Origin of the sequence: Lutibacter aestuarii (assembly GCF_042676885.1) — a bacterium.
GTDB lineage: Bacteria > Bacteroidota > Bacteroidia > Flavobacteriales > Flavobacteriaceae > Lutibacter > Lutibacter aestuarii.
This window is the reverse complement of record NZ_JBHTIC010000002.1, coordinates 253316-278045: the sequence shown is the minus strand read 5'-3', so window position 1 is coordinate 278045 and position 24730 is coordinate 253316. Positions and strand designations below refer to the sequence as shown.

Sequence of the window (24730 nt, the reverse complement as noted above, 5' to 3'; positions counted from 1 at the left end):
ATAAAAAAATCCTAACTAACCTACCTAATTAGAATTTTTATTTGAAAATTAACTTTATAATTAGTTAAAAACTAAACTATAAATTATACTTCACAGAAAACATCCAAAGTCTTGGCTGAATAAAATACAATGATATTGAATTACTATCTGAAATCTCATGATAACTATCAGTATTCATTGAGGTGTTATTAGTTAAATTATTTGCTGAAATTTTAAATTCCCACTTACTATCTTTTTGCTGATAGTATAAATTAGCATTTAAAAATGAGTAGTTATTTTTAGTTTCGCTACTTAAATTTTCAAAAGTATTTTTATATTTATAATAACTGTAATCTGCTGTTAAAATAAAGTTCTTCAAAAATCCAACTTCCATATTAGCAAAAGGTCTATCTGTTACACTGTTCGATTTTGAATAATTTGAAAATGATTTTTGATATCCTAATTCAAAATTTGGAGCGGTTTTAAATTTAGTAGCTATACTACCTTGATAGCTATGTGATAAAGATTTTGATTTTATTAAATCGTTATTTACTATATTATTGTATGTTGAATTTGAAATGTTAGCCGAAAAATTAGTTTTTAATTTGCTATATGTTTTTCCATATCTAAAAAAAGCTGACAATGTTTCATCTGCCAAATTTGAATTTACCGGATAAGAAACCCTATCAATACCCACCAACTCAGTATTATTTTTTATGCCATTCTCTTTTTTGGTATAATTAACAGAAGCATTTATGTTAGTAAATGAAAACATACTAAAACTAAAATAACTTAATGAGTATTTATGATACAAGGCACTTTCAAGCTCTTTATTACCTCTTGTTAAAGAGTTGTAATTACTAAGAAAATAACCTTCAGAAATATTATCTATATCAGAAAATTGAGTTGACATAGAATAGTTAAACCTTAAGCTTTCAGATGACTTAAATTGCAAATTTGCATAAACATCAGGTAAAAGTTTTGTTGTATTGCTTTTATTTACAACCCCTAATTGAGTATCTTTTGTAGTATACTGATGTAAACTTACACCTGGATTGAAAGTAAAAATCCCTGAAACCATTTTATAATGTAACCCTAAAAAAATATCTGAAAAATTATAATCAACGTCATTGTTTAAAAGTGGGTCTTCAAAATCTAACTTGCTTCCATTTTCTAAATTTTGAGATATCTTAGAATTCAAATTTTGCTTGCTAAACGTAGTTCCAAAAGAAATATTTACATTACTTTTTGGCGTTAGTAAATAATAATAGTCAAACTTAGCGTCAAATTTATTTGTGGTTAATTTTTTATTTTGAACAAGATCAAAAATATAATTTCCATCTTGTTCACCTTCAGTTGGAATTATCAAAAAAGGTTGTGTAGTTGCCATTGAATTATACAAAGGTTTATCCTTTTGAAATAAATGCTGCATTTCAGCTGCAAAAATATTTTTATCATCAATTGTGTAGTATATATTAAAATTTTGATTTATTGAAAATGGTTTTTCTTCTTTGTAAGTATCTGCATTTCTGCTTGTGGAAGTAACATCTTGTAACTCTGTTTGTTCAGAAATTTTTCCAAATACATCATAATCTATATGAACATTGGTGTTAGGTTTATAAGTAGTGCTAAATTTCAACATCCCTAATTTGCTTTCTTGCATTGCTTGGTTTGAAGATTCTTCAGTTAAGTTTAACTTATTATAAACTGTATTAGACTGAGTTAACATAGCTGTTTCTGAATTATTAACAATAGCAAAACCGTTAAAATCTAGTGTTTTTTTAGGTGATAAACCAAAATTTAAAGCACCAAATTTTGAAGTTATTTCCTGTGCTCTATTATTTTGTGTGGTCATAAAACCCAAACCACCAGATGAAATATTAAAACTTGTCCCACTGCCTCTCATAGCGCCACGCAAGCCTCCTGTAAACCTAAAATAATCTCTCATTGTAAATGGTGCCTCACCAATATTATTAAAGTCAGCTAGTAGGTTAACACTTTTATTTGGACTATAATAAAATAATTTAGGCTTGGCAATATATTTTTCTTCATTTCCAATACCCGCATTTACTTCACCAAACCAAAACTTATCCTTTCCTTTTTTTAATTTTATGTTTAAAGCAATATTATCTTCATTATTTGTTACACCACGCATACCAGCAACTTCATTATAGTTTTTTAAAACTTGTACTTTATCAATAGCATTGGCTGGAATATTTTGAGTTGCCAACTTAGAATCTCCATCAAAAAAAGGCTTTCCTTCTACTAAAACTTTTTGAACTTTTTTCCCTTCAACCTCTACTTCTCCATTTTCATCAACCTCTACACCTGGTAGTTTTTTAAGCACATCTTCCAATTTTTTTTCTTTCCCTGTTGTAAATGAATCTGAATTATAAACTATGGTATCTCCAATAATTTTAACTGGCATTTCATAGGTGATATCTACTTGATTTAAAGACTCATTTGTTTCAGATAAAATTATATTTTTAATTAAATTTTTATTGGAATTATTGGTAATCACCTCTACACTTTTGGTTTCAAACCCCAAATAACTTATCCTTAAGGTATAAGCTTCATTTTCCTCTAAACTCAGTTTATAGTTCCCTTTTGTATCGGTTATTGAGTAGGATTGTAAAAATTGAGTACCTTTTTTAAACGCGATAACGTTGGCCATTTCTAAAGGATTTCCTAAACTATCTTTTACAGCTCCTTCAAGTTTAATATTTTGAGAAAAAATTAAAAAAGGAATTAATGTGAAAAGAACTAAAAATAGTATTTTCTTCATGGTAAATATTATTTTAAGCCTCAATTATTAACCTCTAATTCTAAAATGAGTATTCCCACTTTTTTGCCGTTCATTTCTAAATCTTTCTTGCATTTCCTTCATTTTTCGAGCAATGATTTCATCATATTCTTTTTGAGAGACTTCTTTTCCTTTTGTTGGTTCTGAAATTTCAATTTTTTCTTTTGGATTGATTACTATTTTTGTGCATAAAATATTAGTATTACCATAATTTATTTCTAATATCAACCCTGGCAAACCCCAAAAATCTCCAGGGCCATGGCTTACAGGTATATCCATTGAATACCAAGCAGTTACAATAGCTTGCTCCATTTTAGGAGCTTCTTCATTTTCTTCTTTATCTTGATCAGAAGCATTTCTTCTTCCAAATCTAATTTCTCTTCTCGCAGGAATTTCAATAACCGTTGTTGCTTTAAAACATAGGTTTTGCCCAATCATTTTGGTTTCTTGCTCCAACTTCCAATCGTAAGTCTTTAATTGATCTTTAATTAAAAAGTTTTTACCACTAAATTCATTTTCTTTAGCAGAAGTTTTTGTTTGTGAATTTTTATAATAATCTCCTGATGCGCCACCACCTAACATCATAAAACGCATACCTCCTCTAGCTCCAGAAGCTTGATCTAGTTTTTGTTCTTCTTTGTAAATAGATGCTGATTTATCGAATGTTAACACAAATGTTTTTTCTAATTGATTTTTCATTCGCTCTTTAATCATTTTTATCCTATCAGCTGGAATTCCCGAACTTTCCAAATCAATATTAATAGACGATTTTGTTTGATAAGTTGCCTTGCCTTGAAACTCTTGAGCTTTTAAATTTACTGCAACTAATAATAATATAAACGAACTGTATTTAAAAAAGGCGTTTTTCATTTTTAATGATGTTTTAATGTTTAATACAAACACAAATATATTTTGTAACAATTTAAATTACAGTTAACTAATGTTAACTACTGTTAATCAATTCGGATAATACAATTTATGTATTTACCTTTGAAGTATGGACAAAAAAAATTACAAATGGGTTGTGTATTTTATTGGTATTACTATACTTACCACCATTGCAGTTCAAGTTTATTGGAATTATCGCGAATATCAAATAAACAAACAAAACCTAATAAGCAAAGTGCAGCTGAGTTTAGATAATTCGGTTGAAACTTATTTTGCCAATTTAACTAAGTCAGGTATTATTACTTTTACTTCTTCAGACTCTATCAATTCTAAAGAAAAAATTGATACTATTATTGTGAGTACACACTCTAGATATGGATTTAGAAGAAAAATTGACAGCACGCTACAAAACATAGCAAAACAAGAAAGTAAAAAGCCTCTTTTATTAAAGAGCCCAAGAAATAATCCTTATCCTTTTTTTACGGCAAATGATGCTTTCCCTAAAAATATAGATAGTTTAATATCAAAAGTATTTATTTCAATATCGCGCGACACACTTGATTTGGAAAAATTAGATACATATATAGTTGAAGAGTTTAACAGAAATAACATCAATGTTAGTTATGCTCTAAAATATAACTATGCACAAAGAATAAGTAGAGATAGTTCAAAAAATAAAATTATCACCTATAAATTAGATAATTTCCCAAAAAAATATTTAAAAACAATCTCTAAATCTACCTACTTACCACATAGAAGCTCCCTTGAATTATTTTTCACTAATGAAACAGCCATTCTTTTAAAAAGTTCATTTATAAGTATTTTTCTTTCACTTTTACTCTCTATTTGCATCATTTCAAGTTTAATTTATTTACTAAAAACCATTTACAAACAAAAACAGCTAGCAGAAATTAAAAATGACCTAATCAGCAATATTACGCATGAGTTTAAAACTCCTATAGCAACAATTGCCACCGCTTTAGAAGCTATGAAAAGTTTTAACGCTTTAGATGACAAAATTAAGTCTGAAAAATACATTGCTATGGCCACTAACCAAGTAAATAAGTTAGATTTAATGGTTGAAAAAATATTAGAAAACGCCACTTTAAATCAAGAAGAACTAAGTTTAAAAAAAGAAGCTATACATATTAATCAACTCATTGAAACTACTATTGAAAAATACCAATTAATTACCCCTGAAAAAACCTTTAATTTTAAACCTTCTAACAAAAATCCTATCGTAAAATTAGATAAATTTCATTTTGAAAATGCTTTAGGAAATATTATAGATAATGCTATAAAATATGGTGGAAATAGAATAACAATAGAAGTTTTTTCTGAATTAAATAATACCCAAATATTAATAAAAGATAACGGCAATGGCATTCATAAAAATCAAAAAGATAAAGTTTTTGAACAATTTTATAGAATTCCTACAGGTGATACACACAATGTAAAAGGTTTTGGAATTGGCTTATATTACACCAAAAAAATAATTGAAAAACACAAAGGAAGTATTAACATTATTTATGATAAAAACAATACAACTTTGTTTAAAATTGAACTCCCAAATAATGGATAAAATTAAAATATTATTAGCTGAAGATGAGCCTTCTTTGGGTCAAATTATCAAAGAAAGTTTAGAAACTAGAAATTTTGAAGTGCTGCTTTGTGTAAATGGAGAAGAAGCTCTAGAAATTTATAAAAACAAACACCCACTACTATTAGTTTTAGATGTAATGATGCCTAAAAAAGATGGTTTTTCACTTGCCAAAGAAATTAGAAAAGAAAACCCAGATATCCCAATTATATTTTTAACAGCTAAATCTCAAACAGAAGATGTTGTTAAAGGGTTTAATTTGGGAGGAAATGATTATTTAAAAAAACCATTTAGTATGGAAGAGCTAATTGTTAGAATGAATTCACTTTTAAATAGAACTAAAAAAAACGATAATAGCACTCCTATTTCAATTGGAAAATTTACATTCAATTTGAAAAAGCAAACTCTAGAAATTGAAGGTACAACCGAAAACCTAACTCACAGAGAAGCCAACTTATTATACTATTTAATTAAAAACAAAAACCAGGTATTAGAACGTTCCTTTATTCTAAAAAAATTATGGGGTGATGATGATTTTTTTAATGCTAGAAGTATGGATGTTTTTATTACTAAACTTAGAAAAAAACTCAAACTTGATCCAAGTATACAAATTATAAATGTAAGAGGTTTTGGGTATAAGCTGATTTATTAATGCGTTAAAATTGTATTACAAATTCATAAAAAATTTAGTTAACTTTAACGCTTAAAATTTCACTTAAAAATTAATTATGCACGTAGCAATTGCAGGAAATATTGGCGCAGGTAAAACTACGCTAACCAAACTTTTAGCCAAACATTATAAGTGGGAGCCCCATTTTGAATCAGTTGAAGAAAACCCTTATTTAGACGATTTTTATGGTGAAATGGAACGTTGGTCGTTCAACTTACAAGTTTACTTTTTAAATAGTAGGTTTAGACAAATCCTTGAAATTCGTGAAAGTGGTAAAAATATTATTCAAGACAGAACTATTTATGAAGATGCACGAATTTTTGCACCAAATTTACATGCAATGGGGTTAATGCCAAATAGAGATTATACCAATTATGAATCTCTTTTTGAACTTATGGAACGCTTGGTTTCTCCTCCTGATTTACTTATTTATTTAAGAGCTTCTATTCCAACACTAGTTGGACAAATTCATAAAAGAGGACGCGACTACGAAAACTCTATAAGCATTGATTATTTAAGTAGGTTAAATGAACGTTATGAAGCTTGGATTTCAAAATATAATAAAGGGAACTTATTAATTATAGAAGTTGATAAATTAGATTTTGTAGACAACCCTGAAGATTTAGGTTCGATAATTGACAAAATAGACGCACAAATAAATGGACTGTTTTAAGTAAAAAGTTTCATAAAAAAAGCTCACAAATTGTGAGCTTTTTTTATGAATATTAACTTTAATGTGTTAAGATTTCTTTTCTATTATTTCTTCAACTTTAACTACTTTCGTAGATTTTTTAATATCTTTAATTTTGTCAAGTTGAGCTTTTACCTCTGCTTCTGTTCCTGTAAAAACTTCTTCATTCATAGTTGTTTCTCCATTTTCAGTAATTGTTGTTACAACAGTTGCTGTAACTAAACCTTCTTTATTTGTGGACATTTTAACCTCTACTTCTTTAGAAATTTCTTTAGAAACAATTTCTGTAGCAGCTTTTTCCTGAGTGTATTCAGCCATTTCTACTTTATCTAAAGCAATACTTGGTGCAATTACCAAGGCAACAACTGACATTAATTTTAATAATATATTTAAAGATGGACCAGATGTATCTTTAAAAGGGTCTCCAACAGTATCACCAACAACTGCTGCTTTATGAGCTTCCGTTCCTTTTCTACCTTGTTCTTCAATCATTTTCTTTGCATTATCCCAAGCTCCACCAGCATTAGATTGAAAAATTGCCATTAAAACACCACAAGTAGTAACCCCAGCAAGCAAACCTCCTAGCATTTCAGCTCCTCCAATAAACCCAATAGCTACAGGAACTATTAATGCTAACAATCCTGGTAAGACCATTTCTTTAATAGAAGCTGTTGTAGAAATTTCAACACATTTATCATATTCTGCATAACCATCGGCTGCATCAAACACTTTTCTATCTTCTTCAGAAGCTTTAGACATATCTGAATTATATTTACGCATAACTTCTAATGCTCCTTTTAATTGAGGAATATCTCTAAACTGACGACGAACTTCTTCAATCATAGCCATTGCAGCTCTACCAACAGCATTCATAGACAAAGCCGAAAATACAAATGGCAACATTCCACCAATCAATAAACCAGCCATAATATCTGGCTGTGAAACATCAATAGTACTCACATTTGCAGTTTTCATAAATGCAGCAAATAATGCCAAAGCTGTTAATGCCGCAGAAGCAATTGCAAATCCTTTTCCAATTGCTGCAGTTGTATTTCCAACTGCATCTAATTTATCTGTACGTTCACGTACTTCACTCGGTAGTTCAGCCATTTCAGCAATTCCTCCAGCATTATCAGAAATTGGTCCATAAGCATCTACGGCTAATTGAATTCCTGTATTTGCAAGCATACCTACAGCAGCAATTGCAATACCATATAAACCTGCAAAATAGTGTGAAACTATAATTGCTGCTGCTATTAATAAGATTGGAATAGCTGTAGACATCATTCCAACTCCTAAACCTGCAATAATATTTGTAGCTGAACCTGTTTCAGACTGTTTTACAATTGATGTAACTGGTTTAGTTCCTGTTCCTGTATAATATTCGGTAATTTTTCCAACACAAAAACCAGCTACTAAACCAGCTAATGTTGCATAAAAAACGCCCATTGCTCCAAAAGGTAGTCCCTCTACTGTTTCAGGCAGCATTGCATTAATGATAAAATAAGAAGCAACAATCATTAAAAATCCTGATCCAAATTCTCCTAAATTTAAAGCTTTATGAGGACTTCCTCCATCTTTTACTCTTACAAATAAAGTTCCTACTATTGACATTATAATACCTACAGCTGCAAGAGTTAAAGGTAAATACACTGCTCCAAGACCATTAAAATTTGGCGTAATAATTAATGCTCCTAAAACCATTGTTCCAATAATTGAGCCTACATAAGATTCAAATAAATCGGCTCCCATACCAGCAACATCACCAACATTATCACCAACATTATCTGCTATGGTTGCAGGGTTTAATGGGTGATCTTCAGGAATACCTGCTTCTACTTTACCAACTAAATCAGCTCCTACATCTGCAGCTTTTGTGTAAATCCCTCCACCCACACGTGCAAATAAAGCAATTGAAGAAGCTCCTAGTGAAAACCCTGATAATACATTTAATACCATTGGAATATTATCCGTTCCAGGCCACATACCTTGATAGATAATAAACAATCCACTTAAACCAAGAACTCCAAGTCCAACAACGCCTAATCCCATAACTGCACCTCCAGCAAATGCTACTTCTAAAGCTTTACCTAAAGAGGTTCTGGCAGCATTTGTAGTTCTAACATTTGCTTTGGTTGCTACTTTCATTCCAATAAAACCTGCTAAAGCTGAGCAAATTGCTCCTACAATAAATGATACTGCTACCATTCCGTTTGAGCCAGCTTCATTAGTTCCTTTAAAATATAACAAGATTGCTACAGCTAAAACAAAAATTGCTAAAATTTTATATTCAGCTTTTAAGAATGACATTGCCCCATCAGAGATATTTTTAGCAATTCTTGCCATTTTTTCATTACCTACATCTTGTTTAGAAATCCAAGCATTTTTAGCAAAAACAAACGCTAGAGCTAGAACACCAAACACAGGTAAATACGTTACGATTAATTCCATTTTTTTATTGTTAGTTATAATTAATTTTTTTGATGGTGCTAAAAATAGTAAAATAAGACTGATAAAAAAAACCACCTTTAAGATTTAAAGATGGTTTAGTATTATTTAAGTTTTTTAACACTATTTATATTGTAAATGTACGCTTCTTTTTATGTTCACTTAAATCGTAACGTTCTGTACAATTATTTACAATTTCATAAGCTTCATTTACATCACCCCAGCCTCCAACGTCTACTTTTTTTTCTTCTAAATCTTTATATACTTGAAAAAAGTGTTCAATTTCTTTTACTTGGTGCGGATTCATATCCGAGATATCGTGTAATTGATTCCAAATAGGGTCTGAAATTGGTACACAAATAATTTTTTCATCTGGTCCTTTTTCATCTGTCATATGGAAAACACCTATTGGTTTTACTTCCATAACACACATTGGGAATGTAGGTTCACTTCCTAAAACTAGCACATCTAAAGGATCTTTATCTAAGGCTAATGTTTCTGGAATAAACCCATAATCGCCAGGATACATCATTGAAGAAAATAGCATTCTATCGAATCTAATTTTATTCAATACAAAATCGTATTCATATTTATTTCTACTTCCTTTTGGTATTTCAATTAATACATCAAATGTTTTTCTTTTTTTAGAACTCATTTTCTTTTAGTTAATAATTTGTACAAAAGTACAAATTTCAGTTTGTTACTTATCGTTTATTGCTTTGAATTTTAGAAGTGGAATCCAAAAGCTCCTTTTATTGCAAATTTATTAGCGTTTGGTGTATCCAAATAGTTTCCTCTCCAACTAAAATCTATTCTAAATACTTTAAAAATATTTCCAATTCCAACACTATATTCATAATACCCTTTTGTAGGAGCCACATAATTAATATTTGAAGCATTTAGCGCTTTGTTTTTATCAGAAACTTCGCCCCAAACTCCTTTTACTCCAACTATTTCACGTAAATTTAATTTTCTTAATAATGGAATTCTAGATAAAAAACGTCCATTAAAACTATGTTCAATATGAAGTGAAGCATAAGTATCCGTTACAAATTCGTAATAATCTAATAACGCATACGTGTTTTCAATAGTAAAATACGATTGGTTTCCTGGTACTACGTTTAATAAACCTAGTGGAACTTCTCCAAAAGTTTTTCCAACTTCAAAAGTTGTAAACATTCTTCCAAAACCACCTATTAAAATAGGCTGTCTATAATAAAATTGCAATTTATGATAATCAAAATCACTGTTTAAAACCCCTTTAATTCCTCTCGAATAATTTAAAAACAGTGTTGAATAGGTGTCTGTAACCTCATTTCTTTCAACCCCATAACCTATAGTTTTTCTATTAGGCGTATATTTAATTGAAAAGTCAATTTCGGATTGAACAATGTTTGATTCTTTTATATTATTTTCTTGATCTATCCAATAGTCTAAATTGAAGGTTGTTGGAGATGCGGATTCTAATGTTCTGTAAGATGCTCCGAGCCTAAAATTTAAATTATTTTTAGGTTCCATCGAAAAAAACACATTTGATAAATTTATATTGGTAAGTTTGCTATTATCACCACTTGCAAAAAACGAAGAAGAGGCAAAACTTCTGCCTAAAACATCGTTAGTTGTTGTTAAACTAACTCCTATTTGTTCCACATCGCGCCTGTTTCCTAAACCTATAACAAATCTACTTTTTGGGTTAACCATCCATTTTCCAGATAAGCCATATTTAAACTTATGATCATCAAAACCATAAGCGGTATATCCTTGAATACGCCAAGGTTCATTTCCTCCTAAAAAGGTTCTCCCTCCAACTCTTAATCTAATTCCTTCCACATCATTTTTACCAAATGTTGAATAAATTGAGCCGTAATCAAATTTGTTAAATTCTATATAGCCCGAACCTAAAATAGAAACTAAATTATACAAGCGTTTAAATTTAGGAACTGTAGCCAATGTATCAAGCATTTTATAAATTCCTAATTCATTTTCATTTAATTTTTCATGGCGACCTTCACTCCAAAACTCATCAGTTTTGTTATAAATTTTTTCATCGTAAATATTTATTTCTTCATTGTAAAATTTATCTTCTTTTTCTTCATTAAAAACATAATCTTTATACATGGTAGTTCTTCTACCATAAACTCCTTTAGATTTCTCTTTTTTATTTAAACTAAAATCGGACATCATATAATCCCGTTTCAATAGGAAAACAGAATCATTTACCACATCAAATTCTTGTTCAATATAAATGTCTTTTACCCAGTTAATATTAGCACTACGCGTTGCTTGCATATTAATTTCTTTTACTGCAAACGTAGAATCGTTTACCCAAAAGTCTCCTTTAAAAGTTAGTTCGCTTTTTCTTCGTGGGTAATAGATAATGTTGTAACACCATTTATTATCTATAAAAGCACTATCTGTTAACACATAATTATAGGTAGAAACTCCTGCTAATTTTGAAATAGGACTTACAAAGCTTTTATCAAATATTTTAATGAAATTATTATATATATTGTAATCTACATATAAGTCTTTAATAAACGCAATTACATTTTGATTAGAATTAAATCCTGAATTTTTATTAGCAATTAAGTCTTCTCTTAATTTTTTTCCTCCTTTGTTTTTTCCATAAGATTTATAAACAGACTCGTTTATAAACATAGGCAAATAGGCTTTTCCTGTAATATTAGAAGTGTCAACACTTTCAAAAACAAACTCCATCCCTTTGAAAAGTTTGCTTTTCATTAAAGTGCTATCCACATTATTCATATCAAACTCCAACTTCTCATACTTTTCATATTGATATTGGTCGAATAAGTAAATACCATTTTCACGCTTTTTTTCCCATATTTTTTTTAATATAGCAATTGCAGGATTGTCCTTTTTCTTAACCTTTCCACTATAAATAAATACTTCATTTAATTGAGCAGCTTCTTCTTTTAAAACAATGGTAAGGTTGAAATCCCTACTTTTAATAGCCATTTTTTTTGTTTCATACCCTAAAAAAGAAACTTCAATTTCTGTATAAGTTTTGTCCGATTCTAAATAAAACTTTCCATTTTCATCTGACACTGTTCCTGTATTTGAACCTACAAAAATTATATTAGCAAAAGGGATGGGTTCGTTAGTTTCATCTTTAACAACACCTCCAATTTTAACTTGTGCAAAAGTGAAGGATACTAGTAATAAAAAAAGGAAACTCAGTACTTTATTTTTTTCTTTCATAATAAAAAAATCCTTTCCAGTTGAACTGAAAAGGAAATTATAACGCAAATTTTATACCATTATTTTACGTACATTACATCTTTTACCGCTTTAACAACATCGTTAAAGTTTGGTAACCATTCTTCCAATAATACTGGGGAATATGGTGCAGGTGTATCTGCTGTTGTTATTCTTCTAATTGGAGCATCTAAATGATCAAATACATTTTCCTGAACTTGGAATGTGATTTCAGATGAAACACTAGCAAAAGGCCAAGCTTCTTCTAAAATTACCAATCTGTTTGTTTTTTTAACTGAGTTAAAAATAGCTTCAAAATCCATTGGTCTTATCGTACGTAAATCAATTATTTCACAAGAAATTCCATCTTTTTCTAAAAGATCTGCCGCCTTATAAGCTTCTTTAATAATTTTACCAAATGAAACAATTGTTACATCAGTTCCTTCTCTTTTCACATCTGCTACTCCAATTGGCAAAACATATTCTCCTTCTGGAACCTCTCCTTTATCACCATACATTTGTTCAGATTCCATAAAAATAACTGGATCGTCATCTCTAATAGCTGCTTTTAATAAACCTTTTGCATCGTATGGGTTTGAAGGAACTATTACTTTCAATCCTGGAGTATTTGCAAACCAATTTTCAAAAGACTGTGAATGTGTTGCACCTAATTGTCCTGCTGAACCAGTTGGACCTCTAAATACTATTGGGCAATTTAATTGACCTCCTGACATTTGTCTGATTTTAGCTGCATTATTTATAATTTGATCTATCCCTACTAATGAAAAGTTAAATGTCATAAATTCAACAATTGGACGGTTTCCATTCATTGCTGAACCAACTGATATTCCAGCAAAGCCTAACTCTGCAATAGGCGAATCTATTACTCGTTTTGCTCCAAACTCATCTAACATTCCTTTTGAAGCTTTGTAAGCACCATTATATTCTGCCACTTCTTCACCTATTAAAAAAATAGATTCATCTCTACGCATTTCTTCACTCATTGCTTCACATATAGCTTCTCTAAATTGTATTGTTTTCATGGTATTCTTTTTTTGGATTTGCAAAAGTAAGCAATTCTATTTTTACTTTCAAAAAAATAGTTATGAATAAAATAATACTATGCACGCATAATATTTTAAAAAAAATTACTACATTCGTAGATAATTATTAAAAAGGCGTGTATTTTTATGCACTATATTCAAAATCTATAATAAAAATGAAAATATTAGTTTGTATTAGTCACGTACCAGATACTACTTCAAAAATCAATTTTACTGAAAATGATACTAAATTTGATAGTAATGGCGTGCAATATGTTATAAACCCATATGATGAATTTGCGTTAACAAGAGCTATGTGGTTTAAAGAAAAACAAGGAGCTACTATTACAGTTGTTAATGTTGGTACTGTAAATACTGAAGCTACGCTACGTAAAGCATTAGCAATTGGAGCTGATGATGCAATTAGAGTTAATACTGAAGCTACTGATGGATTTGCTGTTGCTAAAGAATTAGCTGAAGTAGTAAAAAAAGGTGGTTTTGATTTAATTTTAGCTGGAAAAGAATCTATCGATTATAATGGTGGAATGGTTCCAGGTATGTTAGCAGCTCTTTTAGATTATAATTTTGTAAATGCTTGTATTGGACTTGAAATTGAAGGCGATTCAGCTACCATTTCTCGTGAAATTGATGGAGGTAAAGAAACTTTAAGCTCTAAATTACCACTTGTTATTGCAGGTCAAAAAGGTTTGGTAGAAGAAAAAGATCTCCGTATTCCTAATATGAGAGGAATTATGATGGCTCGTAAAAAACCATTAACCATTGTAGAGGCTACCTCAAATGAAATTTCAACTAAATCTACTTCATTTGAAAAACCAGTAGCCAAGTCAGCTTGTAAAATAGTTGATGCGGATAATGTTGATGAATTGATCAATTTATTGCATAACGAAGCTAAAGTAATTTAAAAGTATAATAATCACTGTAGATTTGTTGTATCAATCATCTAAAGATTAAACAATTCTACGATTAAACAAAAAATAAAATATGTCAGTTTTAGTTTTTGCCGAAACATCGGAAGGAAAATATAAAAAATCTTCGTTTGAAGTTACTTCATACGGAAAAAAAGTAGCTGAACAATTAGGAACTCATTTGGTTGTAGTAACTATCAACTCAAAAGAGCCTAATCAGCTAGGCACTTATGGTGCTGAAAAAGTTTTAAACATCACAAATCAAAGCTTAGAAACATTTCAGTCCAAAACATATGCAAATATTATAAAACAAGCTGCCGAAAAAGAAAATGCTCAAGTAGTTATTCTAGAATCCAGTTCAAATGGGTTGTATATGGCTCCTATGGTTGCTGTAAATTTAAATGCAGGATATGTAAGTAATGTTGTTTCATTGCCAAGTTCAACTTCACCTTTTATTGTAAAAAGAAAAGCATTCTCTAGTAAAGCATTTAATAATAGCGAAATAACAACAGCAGCTAAAGTATTAGCTTTAGCAAAAAATTCTTTCGGCGTTTTTGAAAATCAAGTAACTGCTACAATTGAAGAATTTTCACCTTCTATTTCAGAAAGTGGCTTACATTCTGAAACTATTGAAAAAACTTCTGGAAAAGTAACAATTGCTGATGCCGATATAGTGGTATCAGGTGGAAGAGGGTTAAAAGGCCCTGAAAATTGGGGAATGATTGAAGATTTAGCAAGTGTATTAGGCGCTGCAACTGCCTGTTCTAAACCAGTATCAGATTTAGGATGGAGACCCCATAGCGAGCATGTGGGTCAAACAGGTAAACCTGTAGCTTCAAATTTGTACATCGCTATAGGAATTTCAGGTGCAATTCAACATTTAGCAGGAATCAATTCATCTAAAGTTAAAGTAGTGATTAACACGGATTCTGAAGCACCATTTTTTAAAGCTGCCGATTATGGTATTGTTGGTGATGCTTTTGAAGTGGTTCCTAAATTAATTGAAAAGTTAAAAGAATTTAAGGCAAATAACGCATAATTTTACTAAATTGTGCCTCTTTAAAAGGCGCTCTAATTTTTGGTGTAAAAAGTCCTTTGATTAGAGAGCCCTTTTTGCTAATTTTAACTTATGAGTTTAGTTCGACTTAATATTAAAGGTATATCGTATAGTCAAACTCAAAGCGGTGCGTACGCTTTGGTTCTTAGCGAGGTAGATGGAAGTAGAACCTTACCAATTGTTATTGGAGCTTTTGAAGCACAATCAATAGCAATTGCATTAGAAAAGGAAATTAAACCTCCTCGTCCACTTACTCATGACCTTTTTAAAACTTTTGCAGATAGGTTTCATGTTATTATCAAACAAGTTATTATTCACAAATTAGTTGATGGTGTTTTTTATTCTAGTTTAATTTGTGAACGCGATAAAATTGAAGAAATTATAGATACCCGAACTTCAGATGCCATAGCATTAGCCATACGTTTTAACGCGCCAATATTCACTTATGAAAACATCTTAGACAAAGCTGGAATTTATCTAAAAATTAAAGATGAATTAACCGCTCAAACAGATGATGCATCCATTGAAAGTTTAATAGAAGAGCCCGAGTCAAAAAAAGAAGAGAAATCTTCATTTTCTAAAGATACTTTAAAACAGTTAAATGATAAATTAGCTAAAGCCGTCCAAAATGAAGATTATGAATTGGCTGCAAAAATTCGAGATGAAATTCAAAAACGCTCTACCAAATAACTTTACAACTTTATGTATAAAAAAATAAGTTTATCTGCCCTATTATTTTTTAGTTTCATTTCAATAAATGCACAGGAGTCAATTAACAACTCAATTATAGATAACCAAGGCTTTACTTTTACAACACTTTGGAGAGGAGTTTTAGGAATGATTTCACTTTTAGCAATTGCATATTTATTTAGTAGTAATCGAAAAGCAATCAATTGGAAAACTGTTGGAGCTGGCTTATCTGCCCAGCTTTTAATTGGTTTTGGGGTCTTAAAAGTTACGTTTGTTCAAAAAGCATTCGAGTTTGTAGGTGGCATTTTTACAAGTATTTTAGATTATACCGCTGCAGGAAGTCAATTTTTATTTGGAGGTTTAATGAATGTAGAGTCTTATGGTTTTATTTTTGTATTTCAAATACTGCCAACTATCATATTTTTTTCAGCATTAACTTCTTTACTATTCTACTTGGGAGTTATTCAAATAATTGTAAAAGGTATGGCTTTACTTTTAACCAAGTTATTAAAAATATCTGGAGCTGAAAGTTTATCGGTTGCTGGAAACATATTTTTAGGTCAAACAGAAGCTCCGTTAATGATTAAAGCCTATTTAGAACGCATGAATCGTTCTGAAATATTATTGGTTATGGTTGGTGGAATGGCAACTGTTGCTGGTGGTGTTTTAGCTGCATACATAGGTTTTCTAGGTGGTAATGACCCTGTTTTAAGGTTGCAATTTGCGAAACATTTATTAGCCGCCTCAGTTATGGCAGCGCCAGGCGCTATTGTAATTTCAAAAATGTTATACCCACAAACAGAAAAAATTAATACCGATGTAACTGTCTCCCAAGAAAAAATAGGATCTAATATTTTAGATGCTATTGCAAATGGAACCACAGAAGGCTTAAAATTAGCCGCCAATGTTGCCGCAATGCTTTTAGTTTTTGTTGCAATTATTGCAATGTTAAACGGCATTTTAGGGAAAATTGGAGATTTAACGAATTTGAATGATTGGATAGCTGCCAATACTCCTTATCAACAATTTACATTAGAGTCTATATTAGGTACTATTTTTGCCCCTTTAATGTGGTTAATTGGGGTTGCTAAAGAAGATATTATGTTAATGGGACAATTATTAGGTGTTAAATTAGCTGCTAGTGAATTTGTAGGCTACATTCAATTGGCTGAATTAAAAAATGTTGCAAATGCTACTCATTTTACTTACAACAAATCGGTAATAATGGCTACTTATATGTTATGTGGTTTTGCTAACTTTGCCTCCATAGGCATTCAAATTGGAGGGATAGGTTCATTAGCCCCTGGACAAAGAAAAACACTTTCAGAATTTGGCATGAAAGCCCTTATAGGTGGTTCTTTAGCTTCGCTTCTTTCCGCAACAATTGCAGGAATGATTATCGGATAATAAGCCTTATATTTTTTTACAATTTAATTGTTTTACTAATTAAAATTCAAGTAATTTACCATCGTTAAATAACATATTATGAAACAATATTTAGATTTAATAAAACACGTTAGAACTAACGGAACTTTAAAAGAAGATAGAACAGGAACAGGAACCAAAAGTATTTTTGGATACCAAATGCGATTTGATTTAAGTGAAGGGTTTCCTATGTTAACGACCAAAAAATTACATTTAAAATCAATTATTTATGAATTGCTATGGTTTTTAAAAGGTGAAACTAATATTGAATACTTAAAAGAAAATGGTGTAAAAATTTGGGATGCGTGGGCAAATGAACAAGGAGATTTAGGTCCTGTTTATGGGCATCAATGGAGGAATTGGAATAGTGAAGGAATTGATCAAATAAAAGAAGTAATTGAAACAATTAAAACAAACCCTGATAGTAGAAGACTATTAGTATCTGCTTGGAATCCGAGTGTTTTACCAGATACTTCAATATCATTTTCTGAAAATGTAGCCAAGGGTAAAGCAGCTTTACCCCCTTGTCATGCTTTTTTTCAATTTTATGTTGCAGATGGAAAGCTTTCCTGTCAGCTATACCAAAGAAGTGCAGATATTTTTTTAGGAGTACCTTTTAATATTGCTTCCTATGCCCTTTTAACTATGATGATGGCTCAAGTTTGTAATCTAAAATCTGGAGAATTTATTCATACTTTTGGAGATGCACATATATACAATAACCACAGTACACAAATAGATTTACAACTTTCTAGAGAACCAAGAGAGCTTCCAATTATGAAAATCAATCCAGCTATCAAGAATATATTCGATTTTAAATTTGAAGATTTCACATTAATTAATTACAACCCTCATCCACATATTAAAGGAAGTGTTTCAGTATAAAATCATTCTATAAGATTTGTAAAAATTAATATTTATTTAATACCTTTTTCTCAAAACATTTAATACTTTTATGGGGTAAAAGAAAAATAAAATGAACACACTACAACTAAAAAATAAAATTATACAACGCATTTCAGAAATTGAAGATGAAGATTTATTAAAATCTATCGAAATTCTTTTTAGTGCTTCTGATGAAAACATTGCTAAATTTTTAGCTTTTGCTAATGAACAAATTCACAATGGGGAAAATGAAGAAACTGAAGATTTTACTGGTTATATTAAAGAATGGGTAAAAAGTATGTAACCTAATCATCATTCACTATGAACAATGAACAACACGAGCTTTATGAAAATGCAAGAAATCGTATCAAACAAAAAAAACGATTGTATTTTCATTTTGTAGTGTTTTTAATTGGATCTGTATTTTTAATTATTACTAATAAAGTTTTAAATATTGGTGAACAATACGATTGGTTTGTTTGGGCAATACTCTTATGGTTTTTCTTATGGATTTTACATTTTGTAAACGTTTTTTTTACACATCCTTTTATGGGAAAAGAATGGGAAAGAAAGCAAACAGAAAAACTAGTTCATAAACAAGAATTAAGAATTGCTAAACTTGAAAAAGAATTAATAAAAGAAGCCGACTTAAAGTTAGAAAGTGAACAATACGCCTCTACATTAAAAAAAAAGGAAAACTCTCAAAAAAACTCAAACCAAGAATGATTACCATAATTGCTGCTATTGCTGAAGATAATGCCTTAGGAAAAGACAACCAACTTATTTGGCATTTACCTGCTGATTTAAAAAGATTTAAACAAGTAACCTCTAAGCATCATGTTATTATGGGTAGAAAAACTTTTGAGTCATTAGGCAAACCTCTTCCTAACAGAACAAATATAATTATCACTAGAAACCCTAATTATACTATTAAAGGTTGCGTGGTGGTAAATTCATTAAAACAAGCTATTGAAGCTGCAAAAGAAGATGAAAATCCATTTATTTTAGGAGGTGCAGAAATTTACAAACAAGCCATTGAATTTGCTGATAAATTAGACCTAACTTTTATACATCATAAATTTGATGCAGATGCATTTTTTCCAGAAATAGATACCACTATTTGGAAAGAGACCTCAAGAGAATTTCATAAAGCTGATGAAAAAAACAAATACGATTACAGCTTTGTGAGTTATAAAAGAATTTAATTATTGAATATCAAAGACAAAAGGCATTCTAGCTTGAATTCCTTTCATTTCAGAAAAATGTTTTAATGTTTGATAAAGTTTATAATTCTCTAAACCAATTTCTTTAATTAATAATTTTTCTTTGGATTGCATAAAAGGAAACCCATTTAATTTATCTTCTAAATCAAACTTATAATTAGGAAAATTTCGTACTTTATAATCCGTTACTTCAGCCAGTTCAGCAGCATAAGCTACAGCATCATCTAAGGTTCCAAGTTCATCAATCAAGCCATTTTCTAATGCTTCTACACCAGACCAAACACGCCCTTGAGCAATGCTATCAACCACTTTAATACTCATATTTCTTCCAGTAGCAACTCGTTGTAAAAATGTAGTATAAACTTGTTCTACACCTTCTTTAGTAACTGCTCTAAATTCATCTGTCATTGGTTCAAATAAACTATAATCAGCTCCTGTATTCGTTTTTACTTGCTCTGCATTAATACCAATTTTATCAGATAATTTACTAATGTTTGGTAACATTCCAAAAACACCTATAGAACCCGTTATGGTGGTAGGTTGTGCAAATATTTTATCTGCATTACAGGCAATATAATATCCTCCTGATGCTGCTACATCACCCATAGAAACTACTAAAGGTATTTCTTGTTTAGTTAGCTCTATCTCTCTCCAAATTAGGTCTGATGCTAAAGCGCTTCCTCCCGGGGAATTTACTCTTAAAACTATTGCTTTAACTCCTTTTGTTTTTCGTGCTTTTCTTAAAGAATTAATCATTAATTCCTGACCAATAATGTCTTCATTCCCTTCTCCATACATAATTGTTCCTTGCGCATAAATAACTGCTATTTTATTTGGAGCTGTAGATATCAAACGTCCTTTGCCTGTTGAAATATAATCAGCAATTGAAATGGTATTTAATTTATCATCAACTGAAAGACCTGAAGCTAGCTTTAATTTACTAGTATATTCATCATAATATAGTACTTCATCAACTAGGTTATTTTCAATAGCTAATTCTGGAGTTCTTCCTAATAAGTTATCAGCTATTGTATTTAATTTTTCAATAGTTATATTTCTACTATTTGAAATATCAATAAGCATCTCATTCCAAATAGATTTTAAAAATGAAGTTATTTGATTTCTATTATCATCACTCATTTTATTGTATAAATACGGTTCTACAGCACTTTTGTATTTTCCATGACGAACAACCTCCATTTTAACGCCAGTTTTATCTTCAAAATCTTTAAAAAATAAAACTTCAGTAGAAAGTCCTTTAAAATCTAGAGCTCCTATTGGATTTATAAAAATTGAATCGGCAACCGAACTTAAATAATAGGTTTTTTGATCGTAAATATCAGCATACGCATTTACAAATTTTCCACTTTCTTTAAAGTCTACTAATTTTTTTCTAATAGCTTGTACTTGAGACATCCCTGCATTTACACCCAAACTACGAATACTTATTCCTTTAATTTTAGCATCATCCTTTGCATTTTCAATAGCATTTAAAATTTTTTCTAAACTTAATTTTTCATCGCTTAGCCCAAGTATTTCCTCAAAAGGATCATCACTTTTTGGAGCATAATCTTTAACTAAAGTTTCTAAACCAATTTCTAAAACAGAATTTTGTTTAACGGTAACTTTCTCTGATTCACCTACCGCTGAAATTATTAATATAAATAGAATAAACAATATTCCAAGTGCAATAAAAGTTCCAAAAATTGAAGCCAGTAAGTTTCTCAAAAATTTCATAGGACTACTAATTTAAATATGCTAAAAAAATTTATAAATGTTCATAAATTGAACCACAAAGGTATGTTTTTATATCATACTTTTCTTTTCTTTGTAGCTACTTTATGCAAATTTTAAGAAACACATATTTATCTCTTGGGAGCAATCAAGGCAATAAACTTGATACCCTACAAAAAGCCATAAATTTGATTGCAGAAAAGATTGGTAATATTGTAAAAATTTCCGCAATCTACAAAACGGCATCTTGGGGTTTTAAAAGTGATGATTTTTTTAATTGTTGTATTCAAGTTACTACAGGTTTAAATCCTGAAAATTTGTTGTATAAATTACAACAAATAGAATTACTTTTAGGTCGAAATAGAACTTCTAACAACGGTTACCAAGCACGAACTATAGATATTGATATATTACTTTTTGAAAATGAAATTATTTTTTCAAAAAACTTAATGGTGCCGCATAAAGAAATGCTTAACCGAAATTTTGTAATGGTTCCATTAGCTGAAATTGCACCCAATTTTATACATCCGATAGAAAAACAACGATTATCAGTTTGTTTAAAAAACTGCACAGATAGTGCTAAAATTGAAAAAACCGATTTAAAAATTAATAGACCCATTGCCATCTCTGAAAAATATAACTACATTGCTATTGAAGGAAATATTGGAGCTGGTAAAACCACTTTAGCTAAAATGATTTCTGAAGATTTTAATGCAAAAATTGTTTTGGAACGATTTGCAGACAATCCATTTTTACCAAAATTTTATGAAGATAATGAAAGATTTGCTTTCCCTTTAGAAATGAGTTTTTTAGCAGATCGATATCAGCAACTTTCAGATGATTTAGCTCAATTTGATTTATTTAAAAACTTTATAGTTTCAGATTATTACATATTTAAGTCGCTAATTTTTGCTCAAGTCACTTTACCAAAAGACGAGTACTTTTTATACAGAAAGATGTTTGACATTATGTACAAAGAAATTTCTAAACCCGATTTATACATTTATTTACACCAAAGTACACCTCAATTAATTGAAAATATTAAAAAAAGAGGTAGAGCTTATGAGCAAAATATAGCTCCAGAATATTTAGATAAAATTCATAAAGGATATGTGAATTTTATTAAAACTGAAGGAAGTTTAAACACTTTAATTATAGACGTATCTACTATGGATTTTTTAGAAAATCCTGAAGATTATTTTTCTATTATTCAACAAATTAAAAATGCTAGTTAATTATTTTTTTAACTCTAATTTTTCTGCAAAATAATCACAAAAATCACGCATAGTTGCACTCATTTTCTCATCATTGGTGGCTCTTTCAAACGTGTCTGCCATAGAAACCAATGTTTGATGAAAAAATTGTTTCATATCATCAATAGGCATATCTTTAGTCCACAAATCCATTCGAAGTGTATCTTTATGAATTGAATCCCAAACTGAAATCATTAAAGCTTTTGCTTCTTCATTTTCAATTCCCCCATCATTTGCTGTCCAATGCAGTTGTTCAGGAACTTTATTTTCATCTAGACCAACTGTAAATTCTATTTTTGATTTATGAGCTATTGCCATTATTTTTTTGGTTTATATTTTGAATGTTTAAAAATTATTTCTGCAGGTGTTTCCAAAAGCTGCTGCAAAGTTACATGATTATTTTTCATATACGCCCTAACAATTTGCCACCCTAACCAAACCCCCACTCTTCCTGGAGATTCTTTATCAATATCAATATAAAATTTTGAAAAAGGGGCATTTAAAATAAAACGAGTTGTTAAATCAGTATCTGTACTATATAATAATTTCTTTTCAACAAAATACTTCCAAATTTCAGTTTCATTATTGGTTACCCAAATTAAATTTTTTTTACTATAACCTATTTTTTCAGCATCACTTACAAAGGGTAAATAAGTATCTAACATATACATTTTTTTCCCTTCATCAATTATTAAATCAATAAATTGCCTGCTATTTCCTTTGATAAAAAATTTGGGACTTATAGCTTCCGCAATATCGACCATTAAATGAGACCTATCATAATTTTGCGACAAATACACTGGAAAATCATGATAAACTTCGCTATTTCTTCCTAAATACATATCTAATGAAATAAACAATAAACTATCAACATACATTACCTTACTTTGGTAATCTAAATTTGTGATAAGTGTTAAAATTTTAGGCTCTTTAAAATTAGGATGATAATATTTAATATACTTAAACAAGTCTTCAAGCTGCCTTTTTTCTTCTTCAAGATCATTAAAAAGTTCTTGAGATTTTTGGTACAATTCCCTTTCTTCGATATCATTTATTTTTTGAATCCAAACACTATCTACATTCTGCTCTGGAAATAAATAAGGATATTTTTCTTTTAACTCAGGTAATGTTTCTAAGTTAGAATTATAAAATTTTTGCTCAAAACGATCTATTTTTACAGTAACATCAATTTTGGAAACATCAATTTTTTCTTTAGACTCTTTGGAACATGAGATGGCTACCAATAAAACTCCCAACAGTATTAAAGTTTTGTACATTAATTTCTATATTTACAATTCTATTTTTAAAACGATAAAAGTACTAAATTAGTTTAATTATGAATGCAGAAAAAGTTGTTGAACATATCGTTTCCTGGCTAAAAGAATATGCAACAAAAGCAAAAGTTAATGGTTTTGTAATAGGAATTTCAGGAGGAATAGATTCAGCAGTAACTTCAACCTTATGTGCTAAAACTGGTTTTCCAACTCTTTGTGTAGAAATGCCAATTCATCAAGGAGAAAACCAAGTATTAAGAGGTAAAGAACATATTAAACAATTAAAAAATAGGTTTAAAAATGTAACTTCAATTGAAGTAAATTTAACCTCTACATTTGAAGATTTTAAAAATGTAGTTCCTTCAATTAAAGAAACAGCTACAGTTAATTTATCTTTAGCAAACACTAGAGCTCGTTTAAGAATGACAACTTTGTATTATTTTGCAGGCTTAAATGGCTATTTGGTAGCTGGAACAGGTAATAAAGTAGAAGATTTTGGCGTTGGTTTTTTTACAAAATATGGTGATGGGGGTGTAGATTTAAGTCCAATAGCAGATTTAATGAAGTCTGAAGTATATCAAATAGCTTCAATACTAAAAGTTCCTAAATCTATTCAAAAAGCAAAGCCAACTGATGGGTTATTTGGAGATAGCAGAACCGATGAAGATCAAATTGGAGCCACTTACGATGAATTAGAATGGGCTATGCAACAAGCAGAAAAAGGTAAAAAAATTAGTGATTTTAATGGCAGACAAAAAGAAGTTTTTATTATTTTCTCTAAAAGAAATATTGCAAATAAACATAAAATAAATCCAATTCCTATTTGTGAAATTCCAAAAGCCTATAAGTAACTAAGGTTTTATTTATTGACTGATAATAAAGTATCAGTTAAAGCTAATAAGTATATCATATAAAATTAATG

22 protein-coding genes are annotated in these 24730 nt (G+C 29.8%); 13 read left to right on the top strand and 9 right to left on the bottom strand.

Annotation, left to right across the window (positions count from 1 at the left end):
* Positions 1-76: 76 nt before the first annotated feature.
* On the bottom strand, positions 77-2764 hold the full coding sequence (locus ACFQZW_RS01195; RefSeq protein ID WP_386781324.1) for a carboxypeptidase regulatory-like domain-containing protein: 2688 nt from the start codon (positions 2762-2764) through the stop codon (positions 77-79).
* Positions 2765-2791: 27 nt separating this feature from the next.
* The gene (locus ACFQZW_RS01190) at positions 2792-3652 is read right to left on the bottom strand and encodes a GLPGLI family protein (RefSeq protein ID WP_386781323.1); all 861 of its coding nucleotides are present in this window, start codon (positions 3650-3652) and stop codon (positions 2792-2794) included.
* 127 nt (positions 3653-3779) lie between these two features.
* Here ACFQZW_RS01190 and ACFQZW_RS01185 point away from each other — a divergent pair, with 127 nt between their 5' ends.
* The 3 genes from ACFQZW_RS01185 (at position 3780) to ACFQZW_RS01175 (ending at position 6613) form a co-directional block, all read left to right on the top strand.
* Positions 3780-5252, top strand: coding sequence for a sensor histidine kinase (locus ACFQZW_RS01185; protein ID WP_298287169.1), 1473 nt, complete (start codon positions 3780-3782; stop codon positions 5250-5252).
* Complete coding sequence (locus tag ACFQZW_RS01180) at positions 5245-5922, top strand: response regulator transcription factor (RefSeq protein WP_298263720.1); 678 nt, start codon at positions 5245-5247, stop codon at positions 5920-5922. The genes ACFQZW_RS01185 and ACFQZW_RS01180 overlap by 8 nt, the downstream gene beginning before the upstream one ends.
* 76 nt (positions 5923-5998) lie before the next feature.
* Positions 5999-6613 (top strand): deoxynucleoside kinase, encoded by a 615-nt coding sequence (locus ACFQZW_RS01175; RefSeq protein WP_298263721.1) that lies wholly within the window; start codon positions 5999-6001, stop codon positions 6611-6613.
* A gap of 66 nt (positions 6614-6679) precedes the next feature.
* On the opposite strand, the gene ACFQZW_RS01170 is transcribed toward ACFQZW_RS01175, so the two are convergent.
* The 4 genes from ACFQZW_RS01170 to ACFQZW_RS01155 all read right to left on the bottom strand — a co-directional run bounded on the left by ACFQZW_RS01170 (position 6680) and on the right by ACFQZW_RS01155 (position 13359).
* Positions 6680-9082: a sodium-translocating pyrophosphatase gene (locus tag ACFQZW_RS01170; protein ID WP_386781322.1), complete on the bottom strand. Its 2403-nt coding sequence runs from the start codon at positions 9080-9082 to the stop codon at positions 6680-6682.
* Positions 9083-9206: 124 nt separating this feature from the next.
* Positions 9207-9734, bottom strand: a complete 528-nt coding sequence (locus ACFQZW_RS01165) for an inorganic diphosphatase (protein ID WP_298263724.1) — start codon at positions 9732-9734, stop codon at positions 9207-9209.
* Between the two features lie 71 nt (positions 9735-9805).
* On the bottom strand, positions 9806-12301 hold the full coding sequence (locus ACFQZW_RS01160) for a DUF5686 and carboxypeptidase-like regulatory domain-containing protein (protein WP_298263726.1): 2496 nt from the start codon (positions 12299-12301) through the stop codon (positions 9806-9808).
* Positions 12302-12360: 59 nt separating this feature from the next.
* Positions 12361-13359: a pyruvate dehydrogenase complex E1 component subunit beta gene (locus ACFQZW_RS01155; RefSeq protein ID WP_298263790.1), complete on the bottom strand. Its 999-nt coding sequence runs from the start codon at positions 13357-13359 to the stop codon at positions 12361-12363.
* Positions 13360-13517: 158 nt separating this feature from the next.
* On the opposite strand from ACFQZW_RS01155, the gene ACFQZW_RS01150 reads away from it, so the two are divergent.
* The 8 genes from ACFQZW_RS01150 (at position 13518) to ACFQZW_RS01115 (ending at position 19529) form a co-directional block, all read left to right on the top strand.
* Positions 13518-14264 (top strand): electron transfer flavoprotein subunit beta/FixA family protein, encoded by a 747-nt coding sequence (locus tag ACFQZW_RS01150; RefSeq protein ID WP_298287161.1) that lies wholly within the window; start codon positions 13518-13520, stop codon positions 14262-14264.
* A 79-nt stretch (positions 14265-14343) separates the two neighbouring features.
* The gene (locus tag ACFQZW_RS01145) at positions 14344-15306 is read left to right on the top strand and encodes an electron transfer flavoprotein subunit alpha/FixB family protein (protein ID WP_386781321.1); all 963 of its coding nucleotides are present in this window, start codon (positions 14344-14346) and stop codon (positions 15304-15306) included.
* 90 nt (positions 15307-15396) lie between these two features.
* Positions 15397-16014, top strand: coding sequence for a bifunctional nuclease family protein (locus ACFQZW_RS01140; RefSeq protein WP_298263729.1), 618 nt, complete (start codon positions 15397-15399; stop codon positions 16012-16014).
* 12 nt (positions 16015-16026) lie between these two features.
* Positions 16027-17421, top strand: coding sequence for a NupC/NupG family nucleoside CNT transporter (locus ACFQZW_RS01135; protein ID WP_298263731.1), 1395 nt, complete (start codon positions 16027-16029; stop codon positions 17419-17421).
* Positions 17422-17499: 78 nt separating this feature from the next.
* Positions 17500-18324 carry a thymidylate synthase gene (locus ACFQZW_RS01130; protein WP_298263733.1) on the top strand — a complete coding sequence of 275 codons (825 nt, stop codon included), beginning with the start codon at positions 17500-17502 and terminating at the stop codon, positions 18322-18324.
* Positions 18325-18415: 91 nt separating this feature from the next.
* The gene (locus tag ACFQZW_RS01125; protein WP_298263734.1) at positions 18416-18628 is read left to right on the top strand and encodes a hypothetical protein; all 213 of its coding nucleotides are present in this window, start codon (positions 18416-18418) and stop codon (positions 18626-18628) included.
* Between the two features lie 17 nt (positions 18629-18645).
* Positions 18646-19050 (top strand): 2TM domain-containing protein, encoded by a 405-nt coding sequence (locus tag ACFQZW_RS01120; protein ID WP_298263736.1) that lies wholly within the window; start codon positions 18646-18648, stop codon positions 19048-19050.
* Positions 19047-19529 carry a dihydrofolate reductase gene (locus tag ACFQZW_RS01115; RefSeq protein ID WP_298287155.1) on the top strand — a complete coding sequence of 161 codons (483 nt, stop codon included), beginning with the start codon at positions 19047-19049 and terminating at the stop codon, positions 19527-19529. The genes ACFQZW_RS01120 and ACFQZW_RS01115 overlap by 4 nt, the downstream gene beginning before the upstream one ends.
* Here the strand turns inward: ACFQZW_RS01115 and sppA are convergent, their stop codons facing one another.
* Positions 19530-21284, bottom strand: coding sequence for a signal peptide peptidase SppA (gene sppA, locus ACFQZW_RS01110; RefSeq protein ID WP_298263739.1), 1755 nt, complete (start codon positions 21282-21284; stop codon positions 19530-19532).
* A 104-nt stretch (positions 21285-21388) separates the two neighbouring features.
* Here sppA and folK point away from each other — a divergent pair, with 104 nt between their 5' ends.
* The gene (folK, locus tag ACFQZW_RS01105; protein WP_386781320.1) at positions 21389-22516 is read left to right on the top strand and encodes a 2-amino-4-hydroxy-6-hydroxymethyldihydropteridine diphosphokinase; all 1128 of its coding nucleotides are present in this window, start codon (positions 21389-21391) and stop codon (positions 22514-22516) included.
* Here folK and gldC read toward each other — a convergent pair whose 3' ends face one another.
* Positions 22517-22852: a gliding motility protein GldC gene (gldC, locus tag ACFQZW_RS01100; protein WP_298263743.1), complete on the bottom strand. Its 336-nt coding sequence runs from the start codon at positions 22850-22852 to the stop codon at positions 22517-22519. It abuts the gene before it with no gap.
* Positions 22852-23811, bottom strand: coding sequence for a gliding motility lipoprotein GldB (gene gldB, locus ACFQZW_RS01095; RefSeq protein ID WP_386781319.1), 960 nt, complete (start codon positions 23809-23811; stop codon positions 22852-22854). The genes gldC and gldB overlap by 1 nt, the downstream gene beginning before the upstream one ends.
* Positions 23812-23870: 59 nt before the next feature.
* Between gldB and nadE the strand changes: the two genes are divergently transcribed.
* A complete protein-coding gene (gene nadE, locus ACFQZW_RS01090; protein ID WP_372800709.1) occupies positions 23871-24659 on the top strand; it encodes an NAD(+) synthase in 789 nt (262 codons plus the stop codon).
* Positions 24660-24730 lie beyond the last annotated feature (71 nt).

Bases quoted from the DNA above. Each gene is read 5' to 3' on its own strand.
- ACFQZW_RS01195 (WP_386781324.1), bottom strand. From the start codon at position 2,764: ATGAAGAAAATACTATTTTTAGTTCTTTTCACATTAATTCCTTTTTTA.
- ACFQZW_RS01190 (WP_386781323.1), bottom strand. From the start codon at position 3,652: ATGAAAAACGCCTTTTTTAAATACAGTTCGTTTATATTATTATTAGTT.
- ACFQZW_RS01185 (WP_298287169.1), top strand. From the start codon at position 3,780: ATGGACAAAAAAAATTACAAATGGGTTGTGTATTTTATTGGTATTACT.
- ACFQZW_RS01180 (WP_298263720.1), top strand. From the start codon at position 5,245: ATGGATAAAATTAAAATATTATTAGCTGAAGATGAGCCTTCTTTGGGT.
- ACFQZW_RS01175 (WP_298263721.1), top strand. From the start codon at position 5,999: ATGCACGTAGCAATTGCAGGAAATATTGGCGCAGGTAAAACTACGCTA.
- ACFQZW_RS01170 (WP_386781322.1), bottom strand. From the start codon at position 9,082: ATGGAATTAATCGTAACGTATTTACCTGTGTTTGGTGTTCTAGCTCTA.
- ACFQZW_RS01165 (WP_298263724.1), bottom strand. From the start codon at position 9,734: ATGAGTTCTAAAAAAAGAAAAACATTTGATGTATTAATTGAAATACCA.
- ACFQZW_RS01160 (WP_298263726.1), bottom strand. From the start codon at position 12,301: ATGAAAGAAAAAAATAAAGTACTGAGTTTCCTTTTTTTATTACTAGTA.
- ACFQZW_RS01150 (WP_298287161.1), top strand. From the start codon at position 13,518: ATGAAAATATTAGTTTGTATTAGTCACGTACCAGATACTACTTCAAAA.
- ACFQZW_RS01145 (WP_386781321.1), top strand. From the start codon at position 14,344: ATGTCAGTTTTAGTTTTTGCCGAAACATCGGAAGGAAAATATAAAAAA.
- ACFQZW_RS01140 (WP_298263729.1), top strand. From the start codon at position 15,397: ATGAGTTTAGTTCGACTTAATATTAAAGGTATATCGTATAGTCAAACT.
- ACFQZW_RS01135 (WP_298263731.1), top strand. From the start codon at position 16,027: ATGTATAAAAAAATAAGTTTATCTGCCCTATTATTTTTTAGTTTCATT.
- ACFQZW_RS01130 (WP_298263733.1), top strand. From the start codon at position 17,500: ATGAAACAATATTTAGATTTAATAAAACACGTTAGAACTAACGGAACT.
- ACFQZW_RS01125 (WP_298263734.1), top strand. From the start codon at position 18,416: ATGAACACACTACAACTAAAAAATAAAATTATACAACGCATTTCAGAA.
- ACFQZW_RS01120 (WP_298263736.1), top strand. From the start codon at position 18,646: ATGAACAATGAACAACACGAGCTTTATGAAAATGCAAGAAATCGTATC.
- ACFQZW_RS01115 (WP_298287155.1), top strand. From the start codon at position 19,047: ATGATTACCATAATTGCTGCTATTGCTGAAGATAATGCCTTAGGAAAA.
- sppA (WP_298263739.1), bottom strand. From the start codon at position 21,284: ATGAAATTTTTGAGAAACTTACTGGCTTCAATTTTTGGAACTTTTATT.
- folK (WP_386781320.1), top strand. From the start codon at position 21,389: ATGCAAATTTTAAGAAACACATATTTATCTCTTGGGAGCAATCAAGGC.
- gldC (WP_298263743.1), bottom strand. From the start codon at position 22,852: ATGGCAATAGCTCATAAATCAAAAATAGAATTTACAGTTGGTCTAGAT.
- gldB (WP_386781319.1), bottom strand. From the start codon at position 23,811: ATGTACAAAACTTTAATACTGTTGGGAGTTTTATTGGTAGCCATCTCA.
- nadE (WP_372800709.1), top strand. From the start codon at position 23,871: ATGAATGCAGAAAAAGTTGTTGAACATATCGTTTCCTGGCTAAAAGAA.